This window comes from Nostoc sp. FACHB-280, from assembly GCF_014697615.1.
Lineage (GTDB): Bacteria > Cyanobacteriota > Cyanobacteriia > Cyanobacteriales > Nostocaceae > Nostoc_B.
Map to the genome: position 1 here is coordinate 105,386 of NZ_JACJSD010000007.1, position 21,085 is coordinate 126,470.

At 39.0% G+C, this 21,085-nt stretch carries 15 protein-coding genes; 9 read left to right on the top strand and 6 right to left on the bottom strand.

All coding sequences use genetic code 11. The annotated features are described in order from the left end of the window. The first annotated feature begins 305 nt into the window (after positions 1-305). A complete protein-coding gene (locus tag H6G75_RS07370) occupies positions 306-2,081 on the top strand; it encodes an SWIM zinc finger domain-containing protein (protein WP_190979291.1) in 1,776 nt (591 codons plus the stop codon). Positions 2,082-2,169: 88 nt separating this feature from the next. After that, positions 2,170-4,095 (top strand): ATP-binding protein, encoded by a 1,926-nt coding sequence (locus tag H6G75_RS07375; protein WP_190979292.1) that lies wholly within the window; start codon positions 2,170-2,172, stop codon positions 4,093-4,095. 206 nt (positions 4,096-4,301) lie between these two features. Here the strand turns inward: H6G75_RS07375 and H6G75_RS07380 are convergent, their stop codons facing one another. Then, positions 4,302-5,468 (bottom strand): pyridoxal phosphate-dependent aminotransferase, encoded by a 1,167-nt coding sequence (locus tag H6G75_RS07380; protein WP_190979293.1) that lies wholly within the window; start codon positions 5,466-5,468, stop codon positions 4,302-4,304. Positions 5,469-5,675: 207 nt separating this feature from the next. Further along, positions 5,676-6,461, bottom strand: a complete 786-nt coding sequence (locus H6G75_RS07385; protein WP_190979294.1) for a class I SAM-dependent methyltransferase — start codon at positions 6,459-6,461, stop codon at positions 5,676-5,678. 189 nt (positions 6,462-6,650) lie between these two features. Here H6G75_RS07385 and H6G75_RS07390 point away from each other — a divergent pair, with 189 nt between their 5' ends. Beyond that, the gene (locus H6G75_RS07390) at positions 6,651-6,965 is read left to right on the top strand and encodes a hypothetical protein (protein WP_190979295.1); all 315 of its coding nucleotides are present in this window, start codon (positions 6,651-6,653) and stop codon (positions 6,963-6,965) included. A 91-nt stretch (positions 6,966-7,056) separates the two neighbouring features. Continuing rightward, the gene (locus tag H6G75_RS07395) at positions 7,057-7,395 is read left to right on the top strand and encodes a XisI protein (RefSeq protein WP_190979296.1); all 339 of its coding nucleotides are present in this window, start codon (positions 7,057-7,059) and stop codon (positions 7,393-7,395) included. 34 nt (positions 7,396-7,429) lie between these two features. Here H6G75_RS07395 and metK read toward each other — a convergent pair whose 3' ends face one another. The 3 genes from metK to H6G75_RS07410 all read right to left on the bottom strand — a co-directional run bounded on the left by metK (position 7,430) and on the right by H6G75_RS07410 (position 12,484). Then, on the bottom strand, positions 7,430-8,614 hold the full coding sequence (gene metK / locus H6G75_RS07400) for a methionine adenosyltransferase (RefSeq protein WP_190979297.1): 1,185 nt from the start codon (positions 8,612-8,614) through the stop codon (positions 7,430-7,432). A gap of 174 nt (positions 8,615-8,788) precedes the next feature. Continuing rightward, positions 8,789-11,815, bottom strand: a complete 3,027-nt coding sequence (locus tag H6G75_RS07405) for a cation-translocating P-type ATPase (RefSeq protein WP_190979298.1) — start codon at positions 11,813-11,815, stop codon at positions 8,789-8,791. A 150-nt stretch (positions 11,816-11,965) separates the two neighbouring features. Continuing rightward, complete coding sequence (locus tag H6G75_RS07410) at positions 11,966-12,484, bottom strand: DUF5132 domain-containing protein (RefSeq protein WP_190979299.1); 519 nt, start codon at positions 12,482-12,484, stop codon at positions 11,966-11,968. Positions 12,485-12,794: 310 nt separating this feature from the next. Between H6G75_RS07410 and H6G75_RS07415 the strand changes: the two genes are divergently transcribed. Together H6G75_RS07415 and H6G75_RS07420 are read left to right on the top strand one after the other, a co-directional pair. Then, positions 12,795-13,241, top strand: a complete 447-nt coding sequence (locus tag H6G75_RS07415; protein ID WP_190979300.1) for a pyridoxamine 5'-phosphate oxidase family protein — start codon at positions 12,795-12,797, stop codon at positions 13,239-13,241. Between the two features lie 35 nt (positions 13,242-13,276). Then, a complete protein-coding gene (locus H6G75_RS07420) occupies positions 13,277-13,483 on the top strand; it encodes a ChaB family protein (RefSeq protein WP_190979301.1) in 207 nt (68 codons plus the stop codon). A 267-nt stretch (positions 13,484-13,750) separates the two neighbouring features. Here H6G75_RS07420 and H6G75_RS07425 read toward each other — a convergent pair whose 3' ends face one another. Continuing rightward, positions 13,751-14,401: a hypothetical protein gene (locus tag H6G75_RS07425; RefSeq protein WP_190979302.1), complete on the bottom strand. Its 651-nt coding sequence runs from the start codon at positions 14,399-14,401 to the stop codon at positions 13,751-13,753. Between the two features lie 319 nt (positions 14,402-14,720). On the opposite strand from H6G75_RS07425, the gene H6G75_RS07430 reads away from it, so the two are divergent. The 3 genes from H6G75_RS07430 to H6G75_RS07440 all read left to right on the top strand — a co-directional run bounded on the left by H6G75_RS07430 (position 14,721) and on the right by H6G75_RS07440 (position 21,064). Further along, entirely contained in the window at positions 14,721-15,515 is a 795-nt protein-coding gene (locus H6G75_RS07430; RefSeq protein WP_190979303.1) for a tetratricopeptide repeat protein, read from the top strand. Between the two features lie 206 nt (positions 15,516-15,721). Beyond that, entirely contained in the window at positions 15,722-18,379 is a 2,658-nt protein-coding gene (locus H6G75_RS07435) for a CHAT domain-containing protein (RefSeq protein WP_242051473.1), read from the top strand. Positions 18,380-18,724: 345 nt separating this feature from the next. Continuing rightward, entirely contained in the window at positions 18,725-21,064 is a 2,340-nt protein-coding gene (locus tag H6G75_RS07440) for a caspase family protein (RefSeq protein ID WP_190979305.1), read from the top strand. Positions 21,065-21,085: the final 21 nt, after the last annotated feature.

The following is a 21,085-nucleotide window of genomic DNA, read 5'->3' on the forward strand; positions in this document are numbered from 1 at the left end:
TGATCCAGGTTGATCAAAACTGATTATTTTTACCTTGTTAAGCTGCTTGTGCTTTGATTTAGCAATAAATTGGACAATTAAACTTAGATAATAAGTATTAGAAAATACTAGTACTCAATTGTGGAAATAAACTACTTTTGAGGTAAAGATTTTATCAGCAGCTTTATTGTACTAGTATCGTAATGTTTGAAAGTTCAGTAAGAGCCTGATGGTTATGGCTGGAAATTCAAAATCAGTATGAGCCGAAAAGCCAACCTGGATCTAAAATTCATTTACCCATAGGATTTTCGCACTTCGTCTGCCCGATGTCTATTCCCAAAATCAGTGAATTTACCATCCGTCGTTATGCCAACGCCAAGTCTTACCAACGAGGTGAGGCTTATTTTGAGTCTGGTGCTGTAGATACCATCACTCGCCGTGGTAATCTATTACACGCCGAAGTTGATGGCAGTGAAGCTAGACCTTATCGTGTTAGCCTCAGTTTTGATGGCCATAGTTTAACCTCAGCTAATTGCACTTGTGCCTACAATTTTGATGGATGGTGTAAACACATTGTGGCAACGTTGCTTGTCTGTGTGCGCCAGCCTGAGATTATTGAACATCGTCCGACGTTAGAGCAATTGCTTGATCGGCTGGATCATGTGCAGACACAAAGACTAGTGCAAGAATTAGTCGCCGAACATCCCCAATTGATCGAGACAATTGATCGTCATGTTACCTGGATGACAAATCCTTTGCCCCAGACAAAAAAGCTCAAAGCTTTGCGGCAAAATGCCATTGATACCACTGCTTTTCGGCGACAAGTACGGCAGATTATTCACGATGGTGTACGCTATCTGGAAGATGGCTGTGAAGAAGATCCCATCGCCGAGGAATTGCTGGGTTTAGTGCAGTCGGCGGTAGACTTGATTGAACGGGGAGAAGGAAATAAAGCGATCGCAATTTTAGAGGCGATTACTTCTACCTGTATTGAAAATTGGTATGAAGTCGCCGAGTATGGTGCAGACTATGATGAAATTGCCTGGGAATTAAATAATGCTTGGTGTGAAGCTATTCTGACTGCTGACTTAACTCCCGAAGAAAAAGTAGATATCCAGGTGAATTTGGAAGTTTGGCAAGATGAATGGGATGTAGATTTTGGCTTGAGTTTAGAAGCTTTGCGCCAAGGTTGGGATTACCCACAACTCACAGAAGTTCTGCAAGGCAAAATTAGTGAACGGGGAGTTTGGGAAACAACCATTCCCGATTATGCCGATGATTTAGCTTTAATTCGGTTGAAAATTCTCGAACGCCAAGAACGTTATCAAGAATATTTATATTTAGCAGAAGCAGAAGGACAAACGCGGCAATATTTAACCATGTTGGGGAGACTCGGCAGGGTAGAAGAAGCTTTAGAAGCTGCCCAAACCGAGATGAATTCAATGGAAGAAGCCTTTGCTTTGGGTAAAACTCTGCAAGAACAAGGGGCATTACAACAAGCTTTGCATATTGCTCAAATTGGTTTGCAATTAAAGGGAAATTGTCAATATGACTTGGGTTTATGGACAAGCGATTTAGCCCAAAAGTTAGGTGATCAAACCACAGCTTTGCAAGCCAAAAAATTAGCTTTTCAAGCACATCCTTCTCTAGAAGAATACCAAGATATTCAAGATTTGGCTGGGGAAGAATGGCTGCGAATTAAACCTGATTTATTGAAGATTCTCCGGCTTTATAGTGGTTGGGAAACTGCCCCCATCAAAGTCGATATTTTCTTACATGAAGGACTGATTGATGATGCGATCGCGATCGCTAATGATTTAAATGTCTATTATGCTGATATTATTCATCGAGTCATGAATGCTGCCATTCCCCATCGTCCTGAATGGGTAATTACTCATGCTTGTCGGCTTGCGGAAGCAATTATGAATGCAGGGAAAGCTGAATATTATGATGCCGCAGTTGAATGGCTCAAAAAAGCCCGCGCTGCTTACATTGCGTCCAATAAACAAGCCAACTGGTCAAATTATCGCGCCAAATTAATGGAAATCCACGCCCGCAAGCGCAAACTGATGGGAATGTTGCAAGGACGAGATATGGAATAATTCTGAATTCATCAATTGATGTTTATCAGCTGAATGCTATGGGAACTATAGGTAATGAGTCTAACTAAAGCTTTACAGTCATACCTATATGTTCTATTTATTCCCCAAAGCCCTCAAAATTAGCAAATCCCAACCCACTCCCACCACAAAACCACCTGATATTAGAACATCACTAATTTTGATTGCTTGTACATTAGCAATAGGGATTATTGGTTGGACTAGCTACTTGGTGGTTAGAAAGTTAATTATTCAACAACTTAAAGAAAAAGCATTATTACAAGTCCGCCAAGGAACTGATGAGATTGATCAGTGGTTAGCAATTTGCTCTACCACAATTCAAACTATTGCAAATACAGACGCAGCCCGTTCCTTAAATTGGAGATTGATTGAACCATTATTAAAGTCAGAAGTGAAGCGCACTGATGATTTTTTTAAAATTTCACTCTCACTACCTGATGGTTATTATTACAACACTGAGGTGGGTAAAAGCAACACCAAAAATAGCGATCGAGATTTTATTCAAAAAGCATTAGCAGGAGAAACAAATATATCAGATCCTTTTGTCAGTCGGACTACAGGTATTCCTTCTGTCGCAATTGCTGCACCTATTCGTCAAAGTTACGATTTTAAAAGTCCTCCCATAGCTGTGATTAACGGTAGCTTAAAAGTACACAGAATTACTCAAGTAGTCAACAAACTGCGTTACGGTAATTTGAGTTACGCCTTTGCACTTAACTCTCAAGGAGAACCAATTATTCATCCGAAAGTGATGTCAACCAAAGAAAAACCTGCTCCCAGTTTTCTCAAATCAACCGACTCTAGCTTGGCGGAACTGGCTCGGCGGATGGTAAACAAAGAAGAGAGAATTGAACTGATTTCTATTGATGGGACTTACCAATATGTTGCTTATGTTCATCTCAAACAAGCAAATTGGTCAATAGCTTTAGTTATACCGCGAGAAAATATCGAATCTCAACTCCAAGCACTAAATTTACTAACTTCAATATTAGGTGGACTGCTGGCGATAGGAACAATTATCGCTTGGCGACAAATACAACTATCCCAAAAAGCAAAAATTCAAGTTGTAATGCTCAGTCAACAACAAAAAACATTACAACAACAAGCACAAGAATTAGAGCAAGCCTTACAAGAATTAAAACAAACTCAAGCTCAGTTGATTCAAGCTGAAAAAATGTCTAGTTTAAGTCAATTAGTTGCAGGAGTAGCCCACGAAATTAACAACCCAGTTAGTTTTATTTATAGTAATATTGAACCTGCCCAAGAATATATTGCAGACTTACTCAGATTTTTAGAACTTTATCAATATCACTACCCCGAACCAGTAGCAGAAATTCAAGATGAAGCAGAAGCTATTGAATTGGATTTCTTGATAGAAGACTTACCAAATTTACTTAATTCGATGAAAGTTGGGGCTGAAAGGATTAAACAAATTGTGCTGTCTCTGCGGAATTTTTCGCGCTTAGATGAGGCGGAAATGAAACTGGTTAATATCCATGAAGGTATTGATAGTACACTCATGTTTTTGCAAAGCCAACTCAAAGCTACACCCAACCATCCAGAAATTCTAGTTATCAAGGAATATACTGATTTGCCACTGGTAGAATGCTATGCAGGAGAACTGAATCAGGTATTTATTAGTTTGCTGACAAATGCGATTGATGCCATAGAAGAGTCTTTTATTAATTTGTCGCCAACTCAAGATAGACGTACAGGCAAAATTCACATTAAAACTGAAATTACTGCTAATCAACAAGTTATTATTCGCATTATTGATAATGGAATTGGGATTTCTGAAATTTCACAAAAGCAACTATTTAATCCCTTTTTTACTACTAAACCTGTTGGTAAAGGTACAGGTTTGGCTTTATCTATTAGTTATCAAATTGTGACGGAAAAACATCAGGGTAAGTTGGAATGTCATTCTACTGTCGGCAAAGGTACAGAATTTGTAATTATACTTCCAATTAGTCAGGAAAGATTGCTGGCGGCTTGAATTAGGTTACAAGGAATAATGATAGGTTTCGATATCAAAATACCCCTTGCAAAAGTCGTTATTTGCGCTCTTTTCTTTGCGCCTTCGCGCCTTTGCGTGAGACAAAAAAATATTTATGCAAGAGGTCTAAAGTTTTTGTTCTACGGTATTTTTAATTATTTGGTCATCTGTCAAATGACAAATGACCAATAACAAATGACCCTAAATTAAATTTTTGAACGCACAAACTTCTCTAACCTATCCAAGCCTTTTTCGATTGTGGCTAAATCGGTAGCGTAGGAAAGGCGAATGTTATTATCTGCACCAAAAGCAATTCCGGGAATGACTGCAACTTGATGTTCTTCAATCAATGCGTCGCAAAATTCTAGAGATTTGAGTCCGGTTTTGCTGATGTCGGGGAACAGATAAAAAGCGCCGTCTGGTTTGGGACAATATAAACCGGGAATGGCGTTAATTCGCTCTAGCATGACTTGTCGCCGCTTGCTAAAAGCCTGCAACATTTCAGCTACACAATCTTGAGATTCTTCTAAAGCAGCGATCGCACCATATTGAGCAAAGGTACACACATTAGATGTACTATGCCCTTGAATGGAGTTGGCTGCTTTAATAATCTCGACTGGCCCGGCTAAGTAACCCAAGCGCCAACCTGTCATAGAATAAGCTTTGGCAAACCCATTACTAATAAAGGTGCGCTCAAAAATTTCTTGTCCCAGGGAACCAATGCTGATATGTTCTGCACCGTCATAGAGAATTTTTTCGTAAATCTCATCGGAGACTACATAGATATCTGCATCAACTATTACCTGTGCCAAAGCTTTAATTTCCTCTGGCGTGTAAACCATCCCGGTGGGGTTGGAGGGGGAGTTGAGGACAAATAACTTGGTTTTGGGGGTGATGGCTTGGCGCAGTTGTTCCGGTGTAATTTTATAGCCTGTGGAAGCATCGGTGTTGACAATCACGGATACGCCACCTGCTAAAGTTACCATTTCGGGATAACTCAGCCAATAGGGAGCCGGAATAATCACCTCATCACCCGGATCGATGAGTGACAATATCAAATTGTACAAAGAATGTTTACCGCCATTGGTGACGATGACATTTTCTGCTTTGTAATCTAAACCGTTATCAGATTTCAGCTTTTGGGCGATCGCTTCCCTTAACTTTGGTTCTCCAGGTGCAGGGCCATACTTGGTTTTACCTTCTGCCAAAGCTTTTGCTGCTGCGGCTTTAATATGTGCTGGGGTGTCAAAATCCGGTTCACCAGCACTAAAACTACAAACATCTATACCTTCTGCCTTCATCGCCTTAGCTTTAGCTGCGATCGCTAAGGTTAAAGAAGGTTTTACCTGACTTACTCTTGCTGCCAGTTTCATTCTTACTTATTCTTTGGCAAATCTCTCACTTATCTTAGGATATCCCAGAAACCCTACCAAGATTTGCCTTTTGGGTAATTCCTTTTCATCTTTATATTTTTTGTTCTACTTTACACCAGAATGTTCAATAATCTCTTAGGGATTTACAAATATCTGTCTCCCCTGTCTCCCTTGTCCTCCTTGTCCCCCCAGTCTCCCTTGATTCCCTTACTGAGAAGCTTGCTTGGCAAACACCATCAAATGCTGTTGGGGTAACAGGTTTTTAGTCTCGCGCCACTCTAAACCAACAGCCTGCATTTCTTTCTGCACTTGTTTTTGTGTCATTTTATGCAGGGTTTTAATCATGATGAAGGGATTTTCACCACGGTATTCTACCAATACGACTCTACCCCCCAGCTTGAGTGCTTTGACAATTCCTTGCATCACTTCGTAGGGATATGCAAATTCATGGTAAGCATCTACCATTAAAGCCAAATCAATACTTTGTGCTGGCAAATTGGGATTATCAATGGTTGCTAAAATTGGTTCAACATTAGTAATTTTCTTCTTTTGTTTGCTATCTTGAATTATCTCTAGCATTTCTGGCTGAATATCTACCGCCAAAACCTTTCCTTGGGGTAATAAAGGTGCAATTAAAAAACTCAGATAACCTGTACCAGCACCAATATCGGCAACTACATCATTGGGTTTTAAATCCAAAGCACTAACTATTTTGCTTGGCTGTTCTTCTAACTCGCGGCTAGGACGTTCTAGCCAACCTGCGCCTGTGTGTCCCATCACTTTAGCGATTTCTCTTCCCATATAAAATTTGCCAATTCCATCGGGACTATGATTAACTCTTTGTTCGTAAGTTTTGCTAGAGTCAACATTCGTAATTTCTGGTTGATTCGCACTCAACCACCAACCAATTACAGCAATCAGAATAATTCCCGCAATCGATACAAAACTAAATTTACGGATTTGATTTGGTAATATCAGTTCTAATCTCTTCATAATATGAAGCAAATCTTTGATGTAGTATCCAACTGATATTACTACATTCTCATTTGTTGTAACCACATTATAAACTTCTCTCCCTTGTCTACCTTGTCTCTTTCATTCATCTATCAAATATGACTACTATTGTTAGTCTTGCATAACATTTGGGTACGCTAGACAAATAAATCTCAAGGAGGCGTGAACATGAATCGCATAAAATATAATGCCACAGAGTTGTTTGCCAGAATTACTATTGTTGTGCTGTTAATTTCGGTTGTGGGTGCTATTTTATTTGATTGGTCAGATAATATCAAAAAAGCACTGATAGCATTTTGGATTGTTATGCCGCCTCTGTGGTTATGGTTTGAGTTTTGTTATTTATACGAACGAGGAATTACACCATTTGCCAAGGATTTTGAAAAGTATAAATATAGTCAGGAGCTTTCAAAAAATCTCTGGTTAGCAATATCAGCAATTCTGTTATTTATCTATTTTGGTAAATTACCTGGTTTTCAGTAGTTAAAGTTAGTTAAAATGTAGTCATAAAAATTATTTGTTGTAAACAAATTGCGTTGTTATTTTACAACATCGAAAAGCAGGAGATTGCCCAATGGATAAATTAAATTTGTATCGTCAACTAATTCAGGAATTGTTAATAGAACGAGCAAAATTGCGTTCTCCTAATGACCCGATCAAAAGTCAAACAATTTTTGATCGGGATGGTGATCACTATCAACTTGTCAATTTAGGATGGAAAAATAGCAGTACTCGAATTTATGGTTGTGTGCTGCACGTCGATATTATAGATGGAAAAATTTGGGTTCAACATGATGGAACTGAAGATGCAATTGCAGATCAGTTAGTGGCAAAGGGAGTACCAAAGCAAGATATTGTGTTGGCTTATCACGCGCCTTATGTGCGAAAGTACACAGAGTTTGCTGTAGGTTAATGCACATAATTGAGTTATAAAAAATTATTACATCTCAAAACACATCGACTTTATCTGTTTTTTCCCAGGGTAAATCTATATCCATTCTTCCTACATGGCCATAAACTGCGAGTTGGCGATAAAAACCACCTGGATGAATTGTGGGTAAATGTCTTAAATTAAACTGTTTAATAATTCCTGCCAAGCGGAAATCGAAATGCTTTTCTAATAAGTTAGTAATCTCTTCATCTGAGATTTTGCCTGTACCAAATGTCTCTACTTGAATACTCACAGGACGAGACAAACCAATGGAATAACTGAGTTGTACTTCGCATTCATCAGCAAGTTTGGCGGCGACTATATTTTTGGCAGCATAACGAGCAATATAGGCTCCAATTCTATCTATTCTAATTGGGTCTTTGCCACTCAAGGCTGAACCGCTATGTTTAGAATATTCGCCGTAGGTATCGATCGCATTTTTTCTACCTGTTAAGCCTGAATGTACTGCTGGCCCGCCTTTAATAAATGCGCCATCAGGATTAATAAATATTCTGGTTTTGGCATCGGGGCGAATTTCTTCGTTCTCAAACACAGGATTAATCACTGTTTCTCGAATATCATCTTGCAATTGTTGGTAATCGGGTTTGCCTGCTTTATTTTGACTGGCAATGACGGTAATACTATGGATTCGATAAGGACGGCGATCGCGGTATTCTACTCCTACTTGGGTTTTACCATCAGGTGTTAGATATGGCAAAATATTTTTGTGTCGGACTTCGCTTAATTGTCTGGCTAATTTATGCGCTAACCAAATCGGCAAGGGCATGAGGGTATAGGTTTGATTACAGGCGAAACCAAATACTGTTACTTGGTTTGTCACAGTAATTTTTTCTATCTCTTCATCTGATAAATTCTGTTCATCAAATACGTGAGTTTGACTGGCGGGTAATTCTCGCAAGCTGGTCAAAATACTACAGGTTTTACCGTTAAATTCTTTTTGTTCGTAACCAATTTGTTCGATTACTTGTCTGGCAATATTGGTAAAGTCTACATTGGCGTTGGGTTCAAATCGGGCAGCTATAAATAATATGCCTGTGGATGCGGCACATTCGGTAATGACTCTGGCGTAGGGGTCTTGTTGTAAGAATCTGTCTACTATGGCATCGCTGATTTGATCGCACAATTTATCAGGATGTCCTTCGGTGACTGATTCTGATGTGAACATGAAGTCTTTTTTCATAAGATTTTACGAACCGCAGAGACGCAGAGGACGCAGAGAGAAGAATGTTTAATTTAATTTTGTGGCGTTGCTGATTACAGGGATGATTTTTGTCTCACGCAAAGACGCAAAGGCGCAAAGAGCAAGAGTTTTAAAAGTGGAATTTTATGATTTCAACCCGCATTTATGCAAAGCCTAATTTTGTTGTGTTTTTTCTGGAGGTAGTAAGGGTAAAGCACTATTAAGATTTGGCTGAATATTCTTTGTTGATTCACTTAACAATAAAGGCCACAATGCACTACCAATAATGACGGCAGTATCGATAAAGTTAATTGAGGTAATCTTTAAGAGGTTTCGCAATGGTGGTAAGGCGATCGCTAAAATTTGAATGGCAAAGGAACCAACAATGGCAGCGTTTAAATAGTTATTCCGTGGGAGTTTTTCTTTGCTAAATATGCTGTGATGTTCGGAACGACAGCTAATTGTATGCAGCAATTGGCTTGAGGTCAGGGTGAAAAAGGCAATGGTACTGGCTTGGGGGCTAAAACCATATCTGCGGATGGCGTAGGCGTAAGCGAGTAAGGTACTCACAGATAAACCAGCAGACTCAAAGACAATTCGCCCAAAATCGGATTTTTTAATGATTGGTTCGTCGGGGTTGCGTGGTGGTTGACTCAAAACTTCTGGTTCTGGGGCTTCCATTGCTAAGGATAAACCGGGGAAGATGTCGGTTACTAAGTTTAGCCAGAGTAGTTGAATCGCATTTAAAGGTTCACCAATACCTGCGGCGGTGGCTACTGTCATCACCATGATTTCGCTGAGGTTGGTGGCGAGGAGGAAATGTACAGATTTACGGATGTTGTTATATATTGTGCGTCCGCGACTGACGGCGACAATCATGGTTTCGAGTCGGTCATCTTCCAGGACAATATCTGCAACTTCTCTGGCGACATCTGTACCGCCTTTACCCATAGCTACACCAACTTGGGCGGCTTTTAAGGCGGGTGCGTCGTTAATTCCATCACCTGTCATGGCGACGACTTTCCCGGCGGCTTGCAAGGCTTGGACTATTTGCAGTTTATTGCTGGGACTGATGCGGGCGAAGACATCTACTTTGTCGCTGAGGGCGGTTAAGGCTTCGGGGGTGAGGTTATTTAGGTTGCTGGAGTCGAGAATTTCTAATTGTTGTTCTTGACTTAATTCTAATTCTTTGGCGATCGCATAAGCTGTGGGGCTTTGGTCGCCGGTAATCATCACGGTGGCAATTCCCGCTTGATGAAAGTCCCCAATGAGTTCTTTTGCACCTTTCCGAATGGGGTCAGCCATCCCGACTAAACCTAACCAAATCAAGTCTGTTTCATGGTTATTGTTGGTTGGTGACTGGTGAATCTGGTTATAGGCTATGCCTAAAACTCGTAATGCTTTCCCAGCCATGCGATCATTTTCAATAGCGATCGCGCTTTTATCGGCTGGGGTTAATTCTACAATTTGCCCATTTTTTACCCATGTTTGGCAGATTTCCACAACTTCGGCGGGGCTACCTTTGACGGCGATAAATTTATTACCATCATAAGTTTGATGAATTGTACTCATCAAGTTGCGATTTTCTGACCGCAAGTTGGTTTGCACTAGGGGATATTTTTGTTTGAGGTCAATAATATCTACCCCAGAACTAATAGCCACATAAATCAGGGCGTTTTCTGTGGCGGAACCGATGACTTCATACTGACCATTTCCCGCGCGGCTGACTTGGCTTTCGTTGCAGAGAACTGAGACATGAATTAGTTTTAATAGTTCATCATTGTTGTAGGGGTTGATTGTTTTTTCTGCTGTGATAAATTCCCCGTCTGTAACTTTAATGTTGTGGGTGTTGCTTTGAATTTCGACGACTGACATTTTATTTTCTGTCAATGTGCCGGTTTTATCCATGCAAATTGTCTGCACAGAACCCAAGGCTTCCACTGCACTCAGGCTACGTACGAGGACGCGGTTACGGCGCATATCACGGATACCAAGGGCGAGGGTGGTAGTCGCCACGGTGGGTAAGCCTTCGGGAACAGCCGCTACAGCTAGAGATATGGATGATTTCAACATCTGCACTAAACCATATCCCCGCCACACGCCCAAACCAAAGACGACACCGCAAATACCCATACTGATTAATACCAACTGGCTACCTACTTGGTCTAGTTGTTTGGCGAGGGGCGTTTCCATTGCGGTGGCTTCGCCTACAAGTTGTTGGATATTGCCCATTTCGGTATTCTGTCCCGTGGCGACTACAACCGCCAGTCCTTGACCACCTGTAACCAAAGTGCCTTTATAGGCCATGTTCAAGCGATCGCCTAATGGGATATCCTCACCTATTAGCGAATCATTGATTTTCGTCACGGGTAGACTTTCACCTGTTAAGGCAGATTCATCAATACTCAGGTTATCAGCCTCAATTAATCGCGCATCTGCGGCTATATAACTACCAGGTTTGAGGGTTAAAATATCACCTAAAACGACATTTTCTGTCGGGATTTCTTGCGGTTTACCGTCTCTAATTACCCATGTTGATGGTTGGTCTCGATTTTTTAGGGAATGAATGATTTTTTCTGATTGACTTTCAGTAGTGTAACCAATGGCAGCATTGAGAATTACTACACCTAAAATTACCGCCGCGTCAATCACTCCACCCGTAAATATTGATACTCCCGCCGCCACACCGAGTAATGCTACGGGTAGAGATTGAAATTGCTCAATAATAATGCTTAAATCAGAGCGAGTTTCTGTTTGTGCCAGGACATTAGCACCATATTTATGCAGATTGATACTAGCTAATTCACTGGATAATCCTAGTGTTGGTGAGGTATTTAATTTGTGAACAACTTTATCGGACGGAATTAAATACCAGTCGGCTTGGTTTTGTTTTTGAAGATTATTAACAGTTGGTTTGTGAGTTTTTAAGTTTTTCTCTTTTTTCTTGGTTGAAATTAACTTACTCTTGCCTTGGTATGTTAATAAAACACTTTCGATAATAATTGCTATGTCTTTATAGCTTTTTTCTTGAGGAAAATAAACTAAAACTTTGCTAGTTAAAGGATTAGCATTCACAAACTTGATTTCTGGATAATTTAACAGCGATCGCTCCAGATAATTTTTGAGTTCTGCTGAATTGTGAAGTTCTTCTACTTTATATCTAGCTCTGCCTTTAACTTTGGTATGTACTGCTTGAATCACTGCAATTTTTGCCCCCGTGCTTGCTCTTGCAAAACTGCAATTTTGATATATATCTCCATTAGTAAAATTATAGGGTATGTGACTGTATTGCTGTTAATAGAAATGTTAAGGGTTGCAAAGCCTATAACTTAATAAATGAGGCAAAATAGATTAATTTTTATTTATGTTGATTGATTTTGATTTCTCAGCATCGTTAAGTTTTATGAAACTATCAAAGGCAAACCATACCACTGTGTACCAAGGTATATCTTCAAACTTAAAACCTTGTTTGATTAATTGAGCTAGGGCAAATAAACCAAGTCCCAGAGGTACGATTACCCGTAAATCAGCCGCACCGTTAGTCATTTTATAAACATCGGCATTAAAATCGGACATTATATTTAACAAATCTTTAGCGATCGCAGATTGATTATTTGTTAAATAAGGTTGAGAAATTGACTGATTTCGATAATTCTGATCTGTTTGCTGAGTCTGACCATTATCCGTTATGACTGTCACTGCTTCTTGATAACTTTCTGATAGATTAATACCTTCTTTAATGGCTGTTTGGACTAAAGGTTGTTTGATAACCTCAGCCACAGGTATAATCATCTGGGAAAAAATAATTGCACTCAAACCTTCAGCAATTTCTGGTAAATTCACTTTTTCCCAATCAAACTTAGACTCCATTATCACTATCTCCTCTATAAGTAACACATCACTATAGAAGCGTAATCAAACTATTAACTGTTTCCATCATCCAAAAGTCACAGAGAAAATTTTAAATTTATATCTCTAGTATTAATTATATTTGCACAATTCAGATCCCCTATTTCTTAAATAAGTCGGGGATATATTAGTATACACAGCAAGATTATGTCTTTAGACTCAAGCCATAAATCAAGGGAAACGTTAAGAATAAAAAATAGATTGCGCCAGAATAGAATATTGGCTGTAATCAGAAAAATATCCCTATCAATTAATAGAAACCTCTTAGATTATGACAATTTCTACAAACAGCGAGCGCCAAATTCAACAATTGCAAGAATTAATTCAAGATATTGACTCTGGAATGTTGACCACAGTCAATGATGATGGTAGCTTGCACAGTTGTCCTATGTACTCAATCAACGAAATAGATGCAGAAGGAAGACTCTGGTTTTTTACTAGTGCTAACTCCCATCGAGTCAGTGAAATTGAACATCATCAGCAGGTAAATGTGAGTTTTTCCTCCTGTGAACAGCAGCGTTATGTTTCCATTTCTGGTACAGCACAACTCCTCAAAGACCGTCAAAAGATGGCCGAATTATGGAAACCAGAATTAGAAACTTGGTTTTCTCAAGGCTTAGATCAGCCAGATTTGGCATTACTCCAAGTCAATATTAAACAAGCCGATTATTGGGATAGCAGTTCTAGTTATCATCCCCAAACCATCAATTTTTCTTAACTATCACACCTTTAAAACAGCAGGGTTGATATTTTATGCCATATCAACAAATTGAGGAATTACCAGATTCAGTAAAACACCACTTGCCTAAACACGCCCAAGAAATATTCAGGGCTGCATTTAATAATGCGGAAACAGAATATAGAGAAGAAGAAAGTGCTTTTCGGGTTGCTTGGAGCGCAGTAAAGCGTGATTATGAAAAAGGCGAAGATGGGCAGTGGCACAAAAAGCCAAATAACTAATGTGTGATCAATTCTACTATTGATCCAATTAACTGCAAAAAACCTATTTCTTTAGTTAGACGCTAACAGAACTAGTATAAAGATATTTTTCTTACTGGCAGTAGTAGTAAACTTCCGTCCTGGGGATTTAAGCAAATCACAGTCAAACTCTTGATTATTCAAGATGAGTAGCTGAAAGTTTGTGAGATTCCCAGGTTATTTCTTAGGTTGAAAATTATATTATTAGGATTAATATTTGATAGTCAATTTGACGCGGCGTTGGGGAGCTTAGTTCTCTTGAGAAATATTAGCTGAGTAGATGTGCCAGCTACGCTGTTTTGGCGTTGAACCAGGAACATTATTGACTCGTCGCAGCACGTAACTACCGTGAAATCGCTGCGGGGTTCCATTGGTTGTCACCGCCGTTACCGTAACTGGGATTTTAATATATAACGAGCCTGCTGCCCCTTCTGTGGGGTCTGGTTTTCCAATTTCTTCAGCTACGGATGCCGTGTTAGCAAATCCCCGCTTAAACTCATCAAAAGACTGCTTACTAGCGGCTCCATCTCCATCCCAAAGCAAGTATGCTTTTTTGTAGTCTTGAGTAGCGATCGCATCATAATAATCGTGAATAACTTGGATTGCTTGCTGTTCCAGTGACTTGGTATCGACTGGTTTTTGTGTGGTAGATGTAAGTGGTGGCGATGAATTGGAATTGTCCGAAAGTTTTGTGGCCGAAGGGCTATTGATAAATATTAGTTGCGATTTAGCCGAGTTATCGCAGGCTGTGACAGTCATTGCCAACAGCATTGCGCCAATGACTATTCGGTACGGTTTTAATAAGCTGATGTTTAACAAAGCTAATTTCTGGTAAATTTGCTGGTAGGTGTTTAAATTCAGCATACTATAAGTCAATAAATTCCACAGTTGACGACGCATTTGTTCAAGTAACTACGGTGTCATATCCTTTTAGAGACTAGACAAAGAAAAAATTGGAAATAAGCATAATAAGAGATACTTTAATTCAAAAAACAACTCCAGTGGGCTGAAATGAACTTTGGCTGGAGTCCTCTTGAGAGGACTTGCGCTATGAGACTCGGAATTGATTCCGAGGCGAGATAGATGCACTCAACCCTGATTTGTGTATATACCGTAGACGAAGGAAGGGGAGTATTGAATTCTTAAAATTTATCTCTATATTGGCTAAGAATATCCACCTACGTAATAAATTACAAAAATATTTATATGTAAAAGCACCATGTCTTATCGCACTATTGGCTTAACTGCACTTACTACACTGGTATTAGCTGTTGGATTGATCCCGTCAAATTCGTTCATTTGGCAATCAACGCAGGTATTGGCACAAACTCAAAACAGTCAAGAAGTAGAAGCAGACAAATTTTTCAAACAAGGTGTGGAATATTTAAACAATCAAAAAGTTGCTGAAGCTAGACAGTCTTTTGAAAAAGCCTTGGCACTGTATCAAGCAGCCAAAAAGCCGCAAAGTGAATCAGCAATGCTGCTATTGTTGGGCATTACTTACAACAAAGAAAATAACTATGATGCTGCGATTAATTACTATCAACGTGCTTTAAAAATTGTCCAGCAATTACCAAAAAGAGAAAATGAATATGCCATTGTTCGTTTATTAGGAGATACATATCAAAAATCAGAAAACTATCCCCAAGCTATTGCATATTATCAGCAAGCCTTGGTGTTAGCTAGAAAAAATAAAGATACTAAAAATGAAAAAGAACTACTAGGTAATTTAGGAATTGGTCATATTTTAGTCAAAAACTATGCCGCAGCCATTGAAGTATCTCAACAAGGTTTAGCCTTAGTCAAAACTCTACAAGATAAACCAGGGGCAATGTTTTTTCTAGAAAAGTTAGGTGAAGCTCACTATCGCTTAAAACAATATGATAAATCTTTAGAGTATGTCCAGCAGAGCTTAAATATTGCCCGCGAGATCAATGATAAAGAAACCGAGTCGAGATTAACTAATATTCTTGGTATTCTTAGTTATGAAAGAAATCAAAACCAAAAACGTTAATTGATCAGCTATTGCACATTTAACTTGCACAAGGTGAGCTGGCAAGATGCCCACACCACAATAATCTAATCTAATTTCAGATGTAGCAATCCTAAATAACAAACACTCTCCCTTGTCTATTTTTTTTCGTATATCAAATGCTAAATAAATTTCACAACAGTCTACGCCTAAGCAAAATAAATTTAACCGCATTTATCCCGGTCATTTTGACTATTTCTCTTACTCCGGCAAACTTACCTTTACTATTTTTTAATTTACCAGTATTAGCACAAACATCCAATAGTCAAGAACAACAAGCCAATACATTAATTAGACAAGCGGCTGCACTTTTAAGTAATAAACAAATCACTTCAGCCAGACAAGCTTTACAACAGGCTTTAAGTATTTATCAACAAGTTAATGAGCCTCAAGGTGAGTCTGTTGCTTTAGTATTTTTAGGAATTAGTTATGAGCAAGAAAATAACTACAAAACAGCCATTGATTATTATGAAAAATCTTGGCAGATAGTCCAGAAATTACCCAAGCGACCCAATGCAGGTGAAATTTTAGTTAAGTTAGCCAATGCTCACCGCCTGCAAAAAAACTACAATCAGGCGATACAATATTATCAACAATATTTAGCTCTAGACCAGCAAAATCAAGATAGTCAAAATCGCATAGCTGCCCTCGGAAATTTAGGGAGAACTTACGCAGCCCTGAATAATTTACCACAAGCTCTTGATTATTACCAACAAGCTTTAGCACTTGCGAGAGCTATTAATGACCGTCAAAGTGAGTTAGTCGCACTGTTAAATTTAGGTGAGACTTATCTAAATTTAGAAAACTATGCTGCTGCTATTGAAGTTTCTCAAAAAGGCTTAGTCATTGCTAAAGAATTAACTAATAGTACAGCAGTTATAGATTTTCTGCGATATATCAGCAGTGCCTACTATTTTATTGCTGATTATAATCAAGCAATTCAATACAACCAGCAGGGTTTAGAAATTGCTCGGATAATTCAAGATAAAGATAGTGAACGTCAATCTCTCAACTCTCTTGGCAATATTTACTATTATCTGAGAGATTATGATAAAGCGATTAATTACTATGAGCAAGTTTTGTCTATTGCCCGTTCCCAATCTAATCGCAGAGCCGAGGGATTAGCATTAGGAAATATCGGACTAGCGTATATTAATAAAGGTGAAGCAGCTAAGGCGATAGATTATCTAGAAAAAGATTTGGCAGTATCCAGAATAGTAGGCGATCGCCTCAACGAAAGTCAAACTTTAGGCTACTTGGGTAGTGCTTACCTGCAAGTGAAAAATTATAGTAAATCGGTAGAATATTATCAGCAAGCTTTAGTTGCTACCAGAGAGGCAAAATATACCAGAGGCGAAGGCATCACACTCTATAATTTAAGTATTCCTTTGATGGAGTTAGGCAAGCTCCCAGAAGCAGAAAAAGCCCTATATTCTTCCATTGAAATTTGGGAATCACTGCGCGAAAGATTAGGAGAAAATGATAGTTATAAAATATCATTTTTTGAGCAGCCAATTCAAGCTTATCAATTATTACAAAAAGTTTTAATTGCCCAAAATAAAACAAATGAAGCTCTAGAAGTTTCAGAACGAGGTAGAGCCAGAGCGTTTATAGATTTATTATCTTCCCGCCAGTCAAGGCCTAGCACTCGCGGTAATGCACCACAATTACCAACAATCGCAAAACCAACATTATCGCTGCTCAAACAAATTGCTAAACAGCAAAATGCTACCTTAGTTCAATATTCAATTGATTCTAAAACTACCTCTCGCTTAGGAGCATCATCAACTCTTGAGCAGGCGCTATATATTTGGGTAGTCAAACCTACAGGTGAAATTACCTTCCGCATAACTGATCTCAGACCCTTACAAGAAAAAGATAAAACCTCTCTCGCAGAATTAGTGACGGTGAGTCGTCAATCAATTGGTGTGAGAGGCCGCGGGGGAATTCAAGTTACGGCTAACCCCAATGTCACCAAAGCCAAAAACTCTTTTAGACAATTACATGACTTATTAATTAAACCTATTGCCGACCTTTTACCCAGTCAAGAAAGTACAAAAGTTATCTTTATTCCTCAAGAATCTTTGTTTTTAGTTCCCTTTCCAGCCCTGCAAGATGAACAAGGCAAATACTTAATTGAAAAACATACAATTCTCACCGCGCCATCAATTCAAGTCTTAGACTTAACTCGTAAACAAAAGTTAGGACATCAAAGTTCGCGCCAGGGAGAAGTTTTAATCGTGGGTAATCCCACAATGCCAAAAGTAGTTTTAGAACCGGGCAAACCATTGGCACAATTACCAGCTTTACCAGGTGCAGAAAAAGAAGCAAAAGAAATTGCACCGTTATTTAAAACTAAAGCAATTACTGGTAGCCAAGCAACTAAAGCTGCCATTTTACAGCAAATCTCAAAAGCGCGAATTGTGCATTTAGCAACCCACGGTTTATTAGATGATAACCAAGGTTTAGGAAGCGCCATAGCATTAGCACCATCCGGTAAAGATAACGGTTTATTGACAGCAGAAGAAATTCTCAATTTAAAATTAAATGCAGACTTAGTAGTTTTAAGTGCTTGCGACACCGGACGCGGTAGAGTAACGGGTGATGGTGTTATTGGTTTATCTCGTTCTTTAATTAGTGCTGGTGTCCCTAGTGTCATCGTTTCTTTATGGGCAGTTGATGATAACTCGACATCGTTTTTAATGACCGAATTTTATAAAAATCTCCAACAAAAACAAGATAAAGCTACTGCATTACGCCAAGCTATGTTAACAACAATGAAACAAGATAAATATCAAAATCCCTTACATTGGGCTGCTTTTAGTTTAATTGGTGAAGCTGAGTAGATTTGGAAAATTTACGCCTTGTGTGGGTTATATAGCAATCCTATCTGAGTTGTGAAAAATATTCTTTTTAACGAACCGCAAAGGGCGCATAGACGCGATAGCGGCTTCCCGCAGGGTAGGACACAAAGAAGGAGAATAAAGAGAAGAAAGAGAATTTCACAATTGATTTAGGACTGCTATATAGGGAAATAATTAACCACAGATAAACGCGGATGGACGCAGATAAATTTGTAGTTCAGTAGATGAGGAACTCTATAAAATTATCTGGAACATTTTGCATAATCTCACACAAGCCACAAATACAATTTTTTAAAACAGTTTCAACCTAGATATTTCTTACATCTTATGTCTAATATCAAACGCCGTCATTTTCTACAATTTTCTGCTGCTACCCTCACCGCATTGGGTTTGAGCCAATGGGATCTGATGCAGCAGGGTAATCATCTGGGTAAAGTTTTGGCACAAAATACAGGGCGCAAACTAGCTTTATTAGTAGGCATTAATGAGTATTCTGAAGATGATGGTTTGTGGCCCCTTTTTGGTTGTGTTACTGATGTCAGACTACAGCAGGAATTATTAATTCATCGTTTTGGTTTTAAACCCCAAGATATTCTCACCTTGACTGACAAACAAGCTACTCGTCAAGGCATTCTGAAAGCATTTGAAGAACATTTAATTAAACAAGCCAAGCCCAATGATGTAGTATTATTTCACTTTTCTGGACATGGTACACGAGTCAAAGATCCAGATAGTAATTCACCAGATGGGCTGAATAGTACATTTATTCCGATAGATGGTAAATTACCACCTAACGGACGCGGTTCTGTAAATCATATTATGGGACACACATTGTTTTTGTTGATGTCTGCATTAAAAACCGAGAATGTGACGGTTGTGTTAGATAGTTGTCATTCTGGTGGTGGTAAACGGGGAAATTTGCGTGTTCGTTCGGTGAATGGTGGTACATCACTACAACCCAGTCCCGAAGAGTTGGAATATCAACGCCAATGGCTGAAGCGGCTGGGACTTTCGCAACAAGAATTTATCCAGAAACGCAGACAAGCTGTGGCGAAGGGAGTTGTGATTGCTAGTGCGAGAAGTGATCAATTTGCGGCGGATGCACCGTTTGAGGGCTTTCATGCTGGGGCGTTTACTTATTTGTTGACACAGTATCTTTGGCAACAAGCTGGTAATGAATCTGTAAATAGTGCGATCGCAAATATTGGACGCAGTACTAAAATCTTAGCGAGGGAAAATGGTAATCTCCAAGACCCAGAGTTTGAATTAAATCTTAGCCGCAACAAAAACAACCCACCGATTTATTTTATTCCGATTCAAGCTGTGCCGGCTGAAGCTGTTGTGACTCAAGTCAAGGGTAATCAAGTTCAATTGTGGTTGGGTGGTATAGATCCACAAAGCTTAGAAGCCTTCACAGATAATCCCTTATTTTCCGTTGTCAATCCTCAAGGTGATGAAGTTGGCTTAATCAAATTAGAATCCCGTCAAGGATTAATTGGTAAAGGTACATTAGTCAATACAGGTACACGCTCAACTTTAAAATTACAGCCAGGAAATTTATTACAAGAACGGATTCGCAGTATTCCCAACAATCCTACTTTAAAAATAGGCATTGATGAATCTCTCAATAATAACAATGCCCAGCAAGCCATAAAAGCTCTCAAATCCCTGAAACGTGTTGAACCGCAACTTTTAGGAAAACAATCTGTTCAGTATATTCTAGGGCAGATGACTCAGCCTAAATATCAGGAATTACAGAAAAAAGGCATTTCTCAGTTGCCAGAAGTTGGTAGTTTTGGGTTATTTCTCCCTAGCCAAGATGAAATTATTCCTAAGTCTTTTGGTCAAGCTGGTGAATCTGTTACTGAAGCTGTAAAACGTTTACAGCCGAAGTTCAAATCTTTACTAGCTGCTAGAGTAGTTAAGCAAATTTTGGGTAACATTAATTCATCCCGCATTAATGTTGCTGTTTCGATGAATGTGGCGGATAGCAATGAATTACTAGCAGAATCTTTCCCAGTTCGCGGATCTATCTCGAAACAACCAAAACCTGCTATTAAATTGTCTAATTCCGGCTTGACTCAACTTGCCGTCGGCACCAAAATTGCTTTTAAAATTCAAAACAATGAAAATCAACCCATTTATGTCAGCATTTTAGTAATTGATGCGGAAGGAGAAATGACGGTTATATTCCCTAATAATTGGTCTGCCACACAAAATGCGGCTTTAGTAGAAGCACAAAAAACAAAACTCATCCCCCAAACAGATGATGAGTTTATCTTAGCTGTTGATAGACCTTTAGGAATTTCAGAAGCGTTAGTTATTGCTAGTACAACACCCCTAAGAACTTCACTTTTAGCCTTGCAAAAAATTGCTAGTTTAAGAAATGTCGCAAATCGTAGTACTCCGATTGCTGTAACAGATGAAATTTTAGATGTCACCAACAATATATTAGATGATTTAGATGCAGGCACTCGTGGCGGTATTTCTGCAAAGCAAGTACAATTACCATCAGGAGTGCGTGGTATTGATAGTAAAAAATTAGCTGCAATGTCTATTTCTTTTGAAGTTGTTGTTTCTTCACTGGAGTTTTATTTGATGAATATGAGAGACAAGGTGGAAAGGGAGACAAGGGAGACAAGGGAGGCAAGGAAGAGATGTTTGTAAATGATTTAAGATTTCTATAAA

Bases quoted from the DNA above. Each gene is read 5' to 3' on its own strand.
- H6G75_RS07370 (WP_190979291.1), top strand. From the start codon at position 306: ATGTCTATTCCCAAAATCAGTGAATTTACCATCCGTCGTTATGCCAAC.
- H6G75_RS07375 (WP_190979292.1), top strand. From the start codon at position 2,170: ATGTTCTATTTATTCCCCAAAGCCCTCAAAATTAGCAAATCCCAACCC.
- H6G75_RS07380 (WP_190979293.1), bottom strand. From the start codon at position 5,468: ATGAAACTGGCAGCAAGAGTAAGTCAGGTAAAACCTTCTTTAACCTTA.
- H6G75_RS07385 (WP_190979294.1), bottom strand. From the start codon at position 6,461: ATGAAGAGATTAGAACTGATATTACCAAATCAAATCCGTAAATTTAGT.
- H6G75_RS07390 (WP_190979295.1), top strand. From the start codon at position 6,651: ATGAATCGCATAAAATATAATGCCACAGAGTTGTTTGCCAGAATTACT.
- H6G75_RS07395 (WP_190979296.1), top strand. From the start codon at position 7,057: ATGGATAAATTAAATTTGTATCGTCAACTAATTCAGGAATTGTTAATA.
- metK (WP_190979297.1), bottom strand. From the start codon at position 8,614: ATGAAAAAAGACTTCATGTTCACATCAGAATCAGTCACCGAAGGACAT.
- H6G75_RS07410 (WP_190979299.1), bottom strand. From the start codon at position 12,484: ATGGAGTCTAAGTTTGATTGGGAAAAAGTGAATTTACCAGAAATTGCT.
- H6G75_RS07415 (WP_190979300.1), top strand. From the start codon at position 12,795: ATGACAATTTCTACAAACAGCGAGCGCCAAATTCAACAATTGCAAGAA.
- H6G75_RS07420 (WP_190979301.1), top strand. From the start codon at position 13,277: ATGCCATATCAACAAATTGAGGAATTACCAGATTCAGTAAAACACCAC.
- H6G75_RS07425 (WP_190979302.1), bottom strand. From the start codon at position 14,401: ATGCGTCGTCAACTGTGGAATTTATTGACTTATAGTATGCTGAATTTA.
- H6G75_RS07430 (WP_190979303.1), top strand. From the start codon at position 14,721: ATGTCTTATCGCACTATTGGCTTAACTGCACTTACTACACTGGTATTA.
- H6G75_RS07440 (WP_190979305.1), top strand. From the start codon at position 18,725: ATGTCTAATATCAAACGCCGTCATTTTCTACAATTTTCTGCTGCTACC.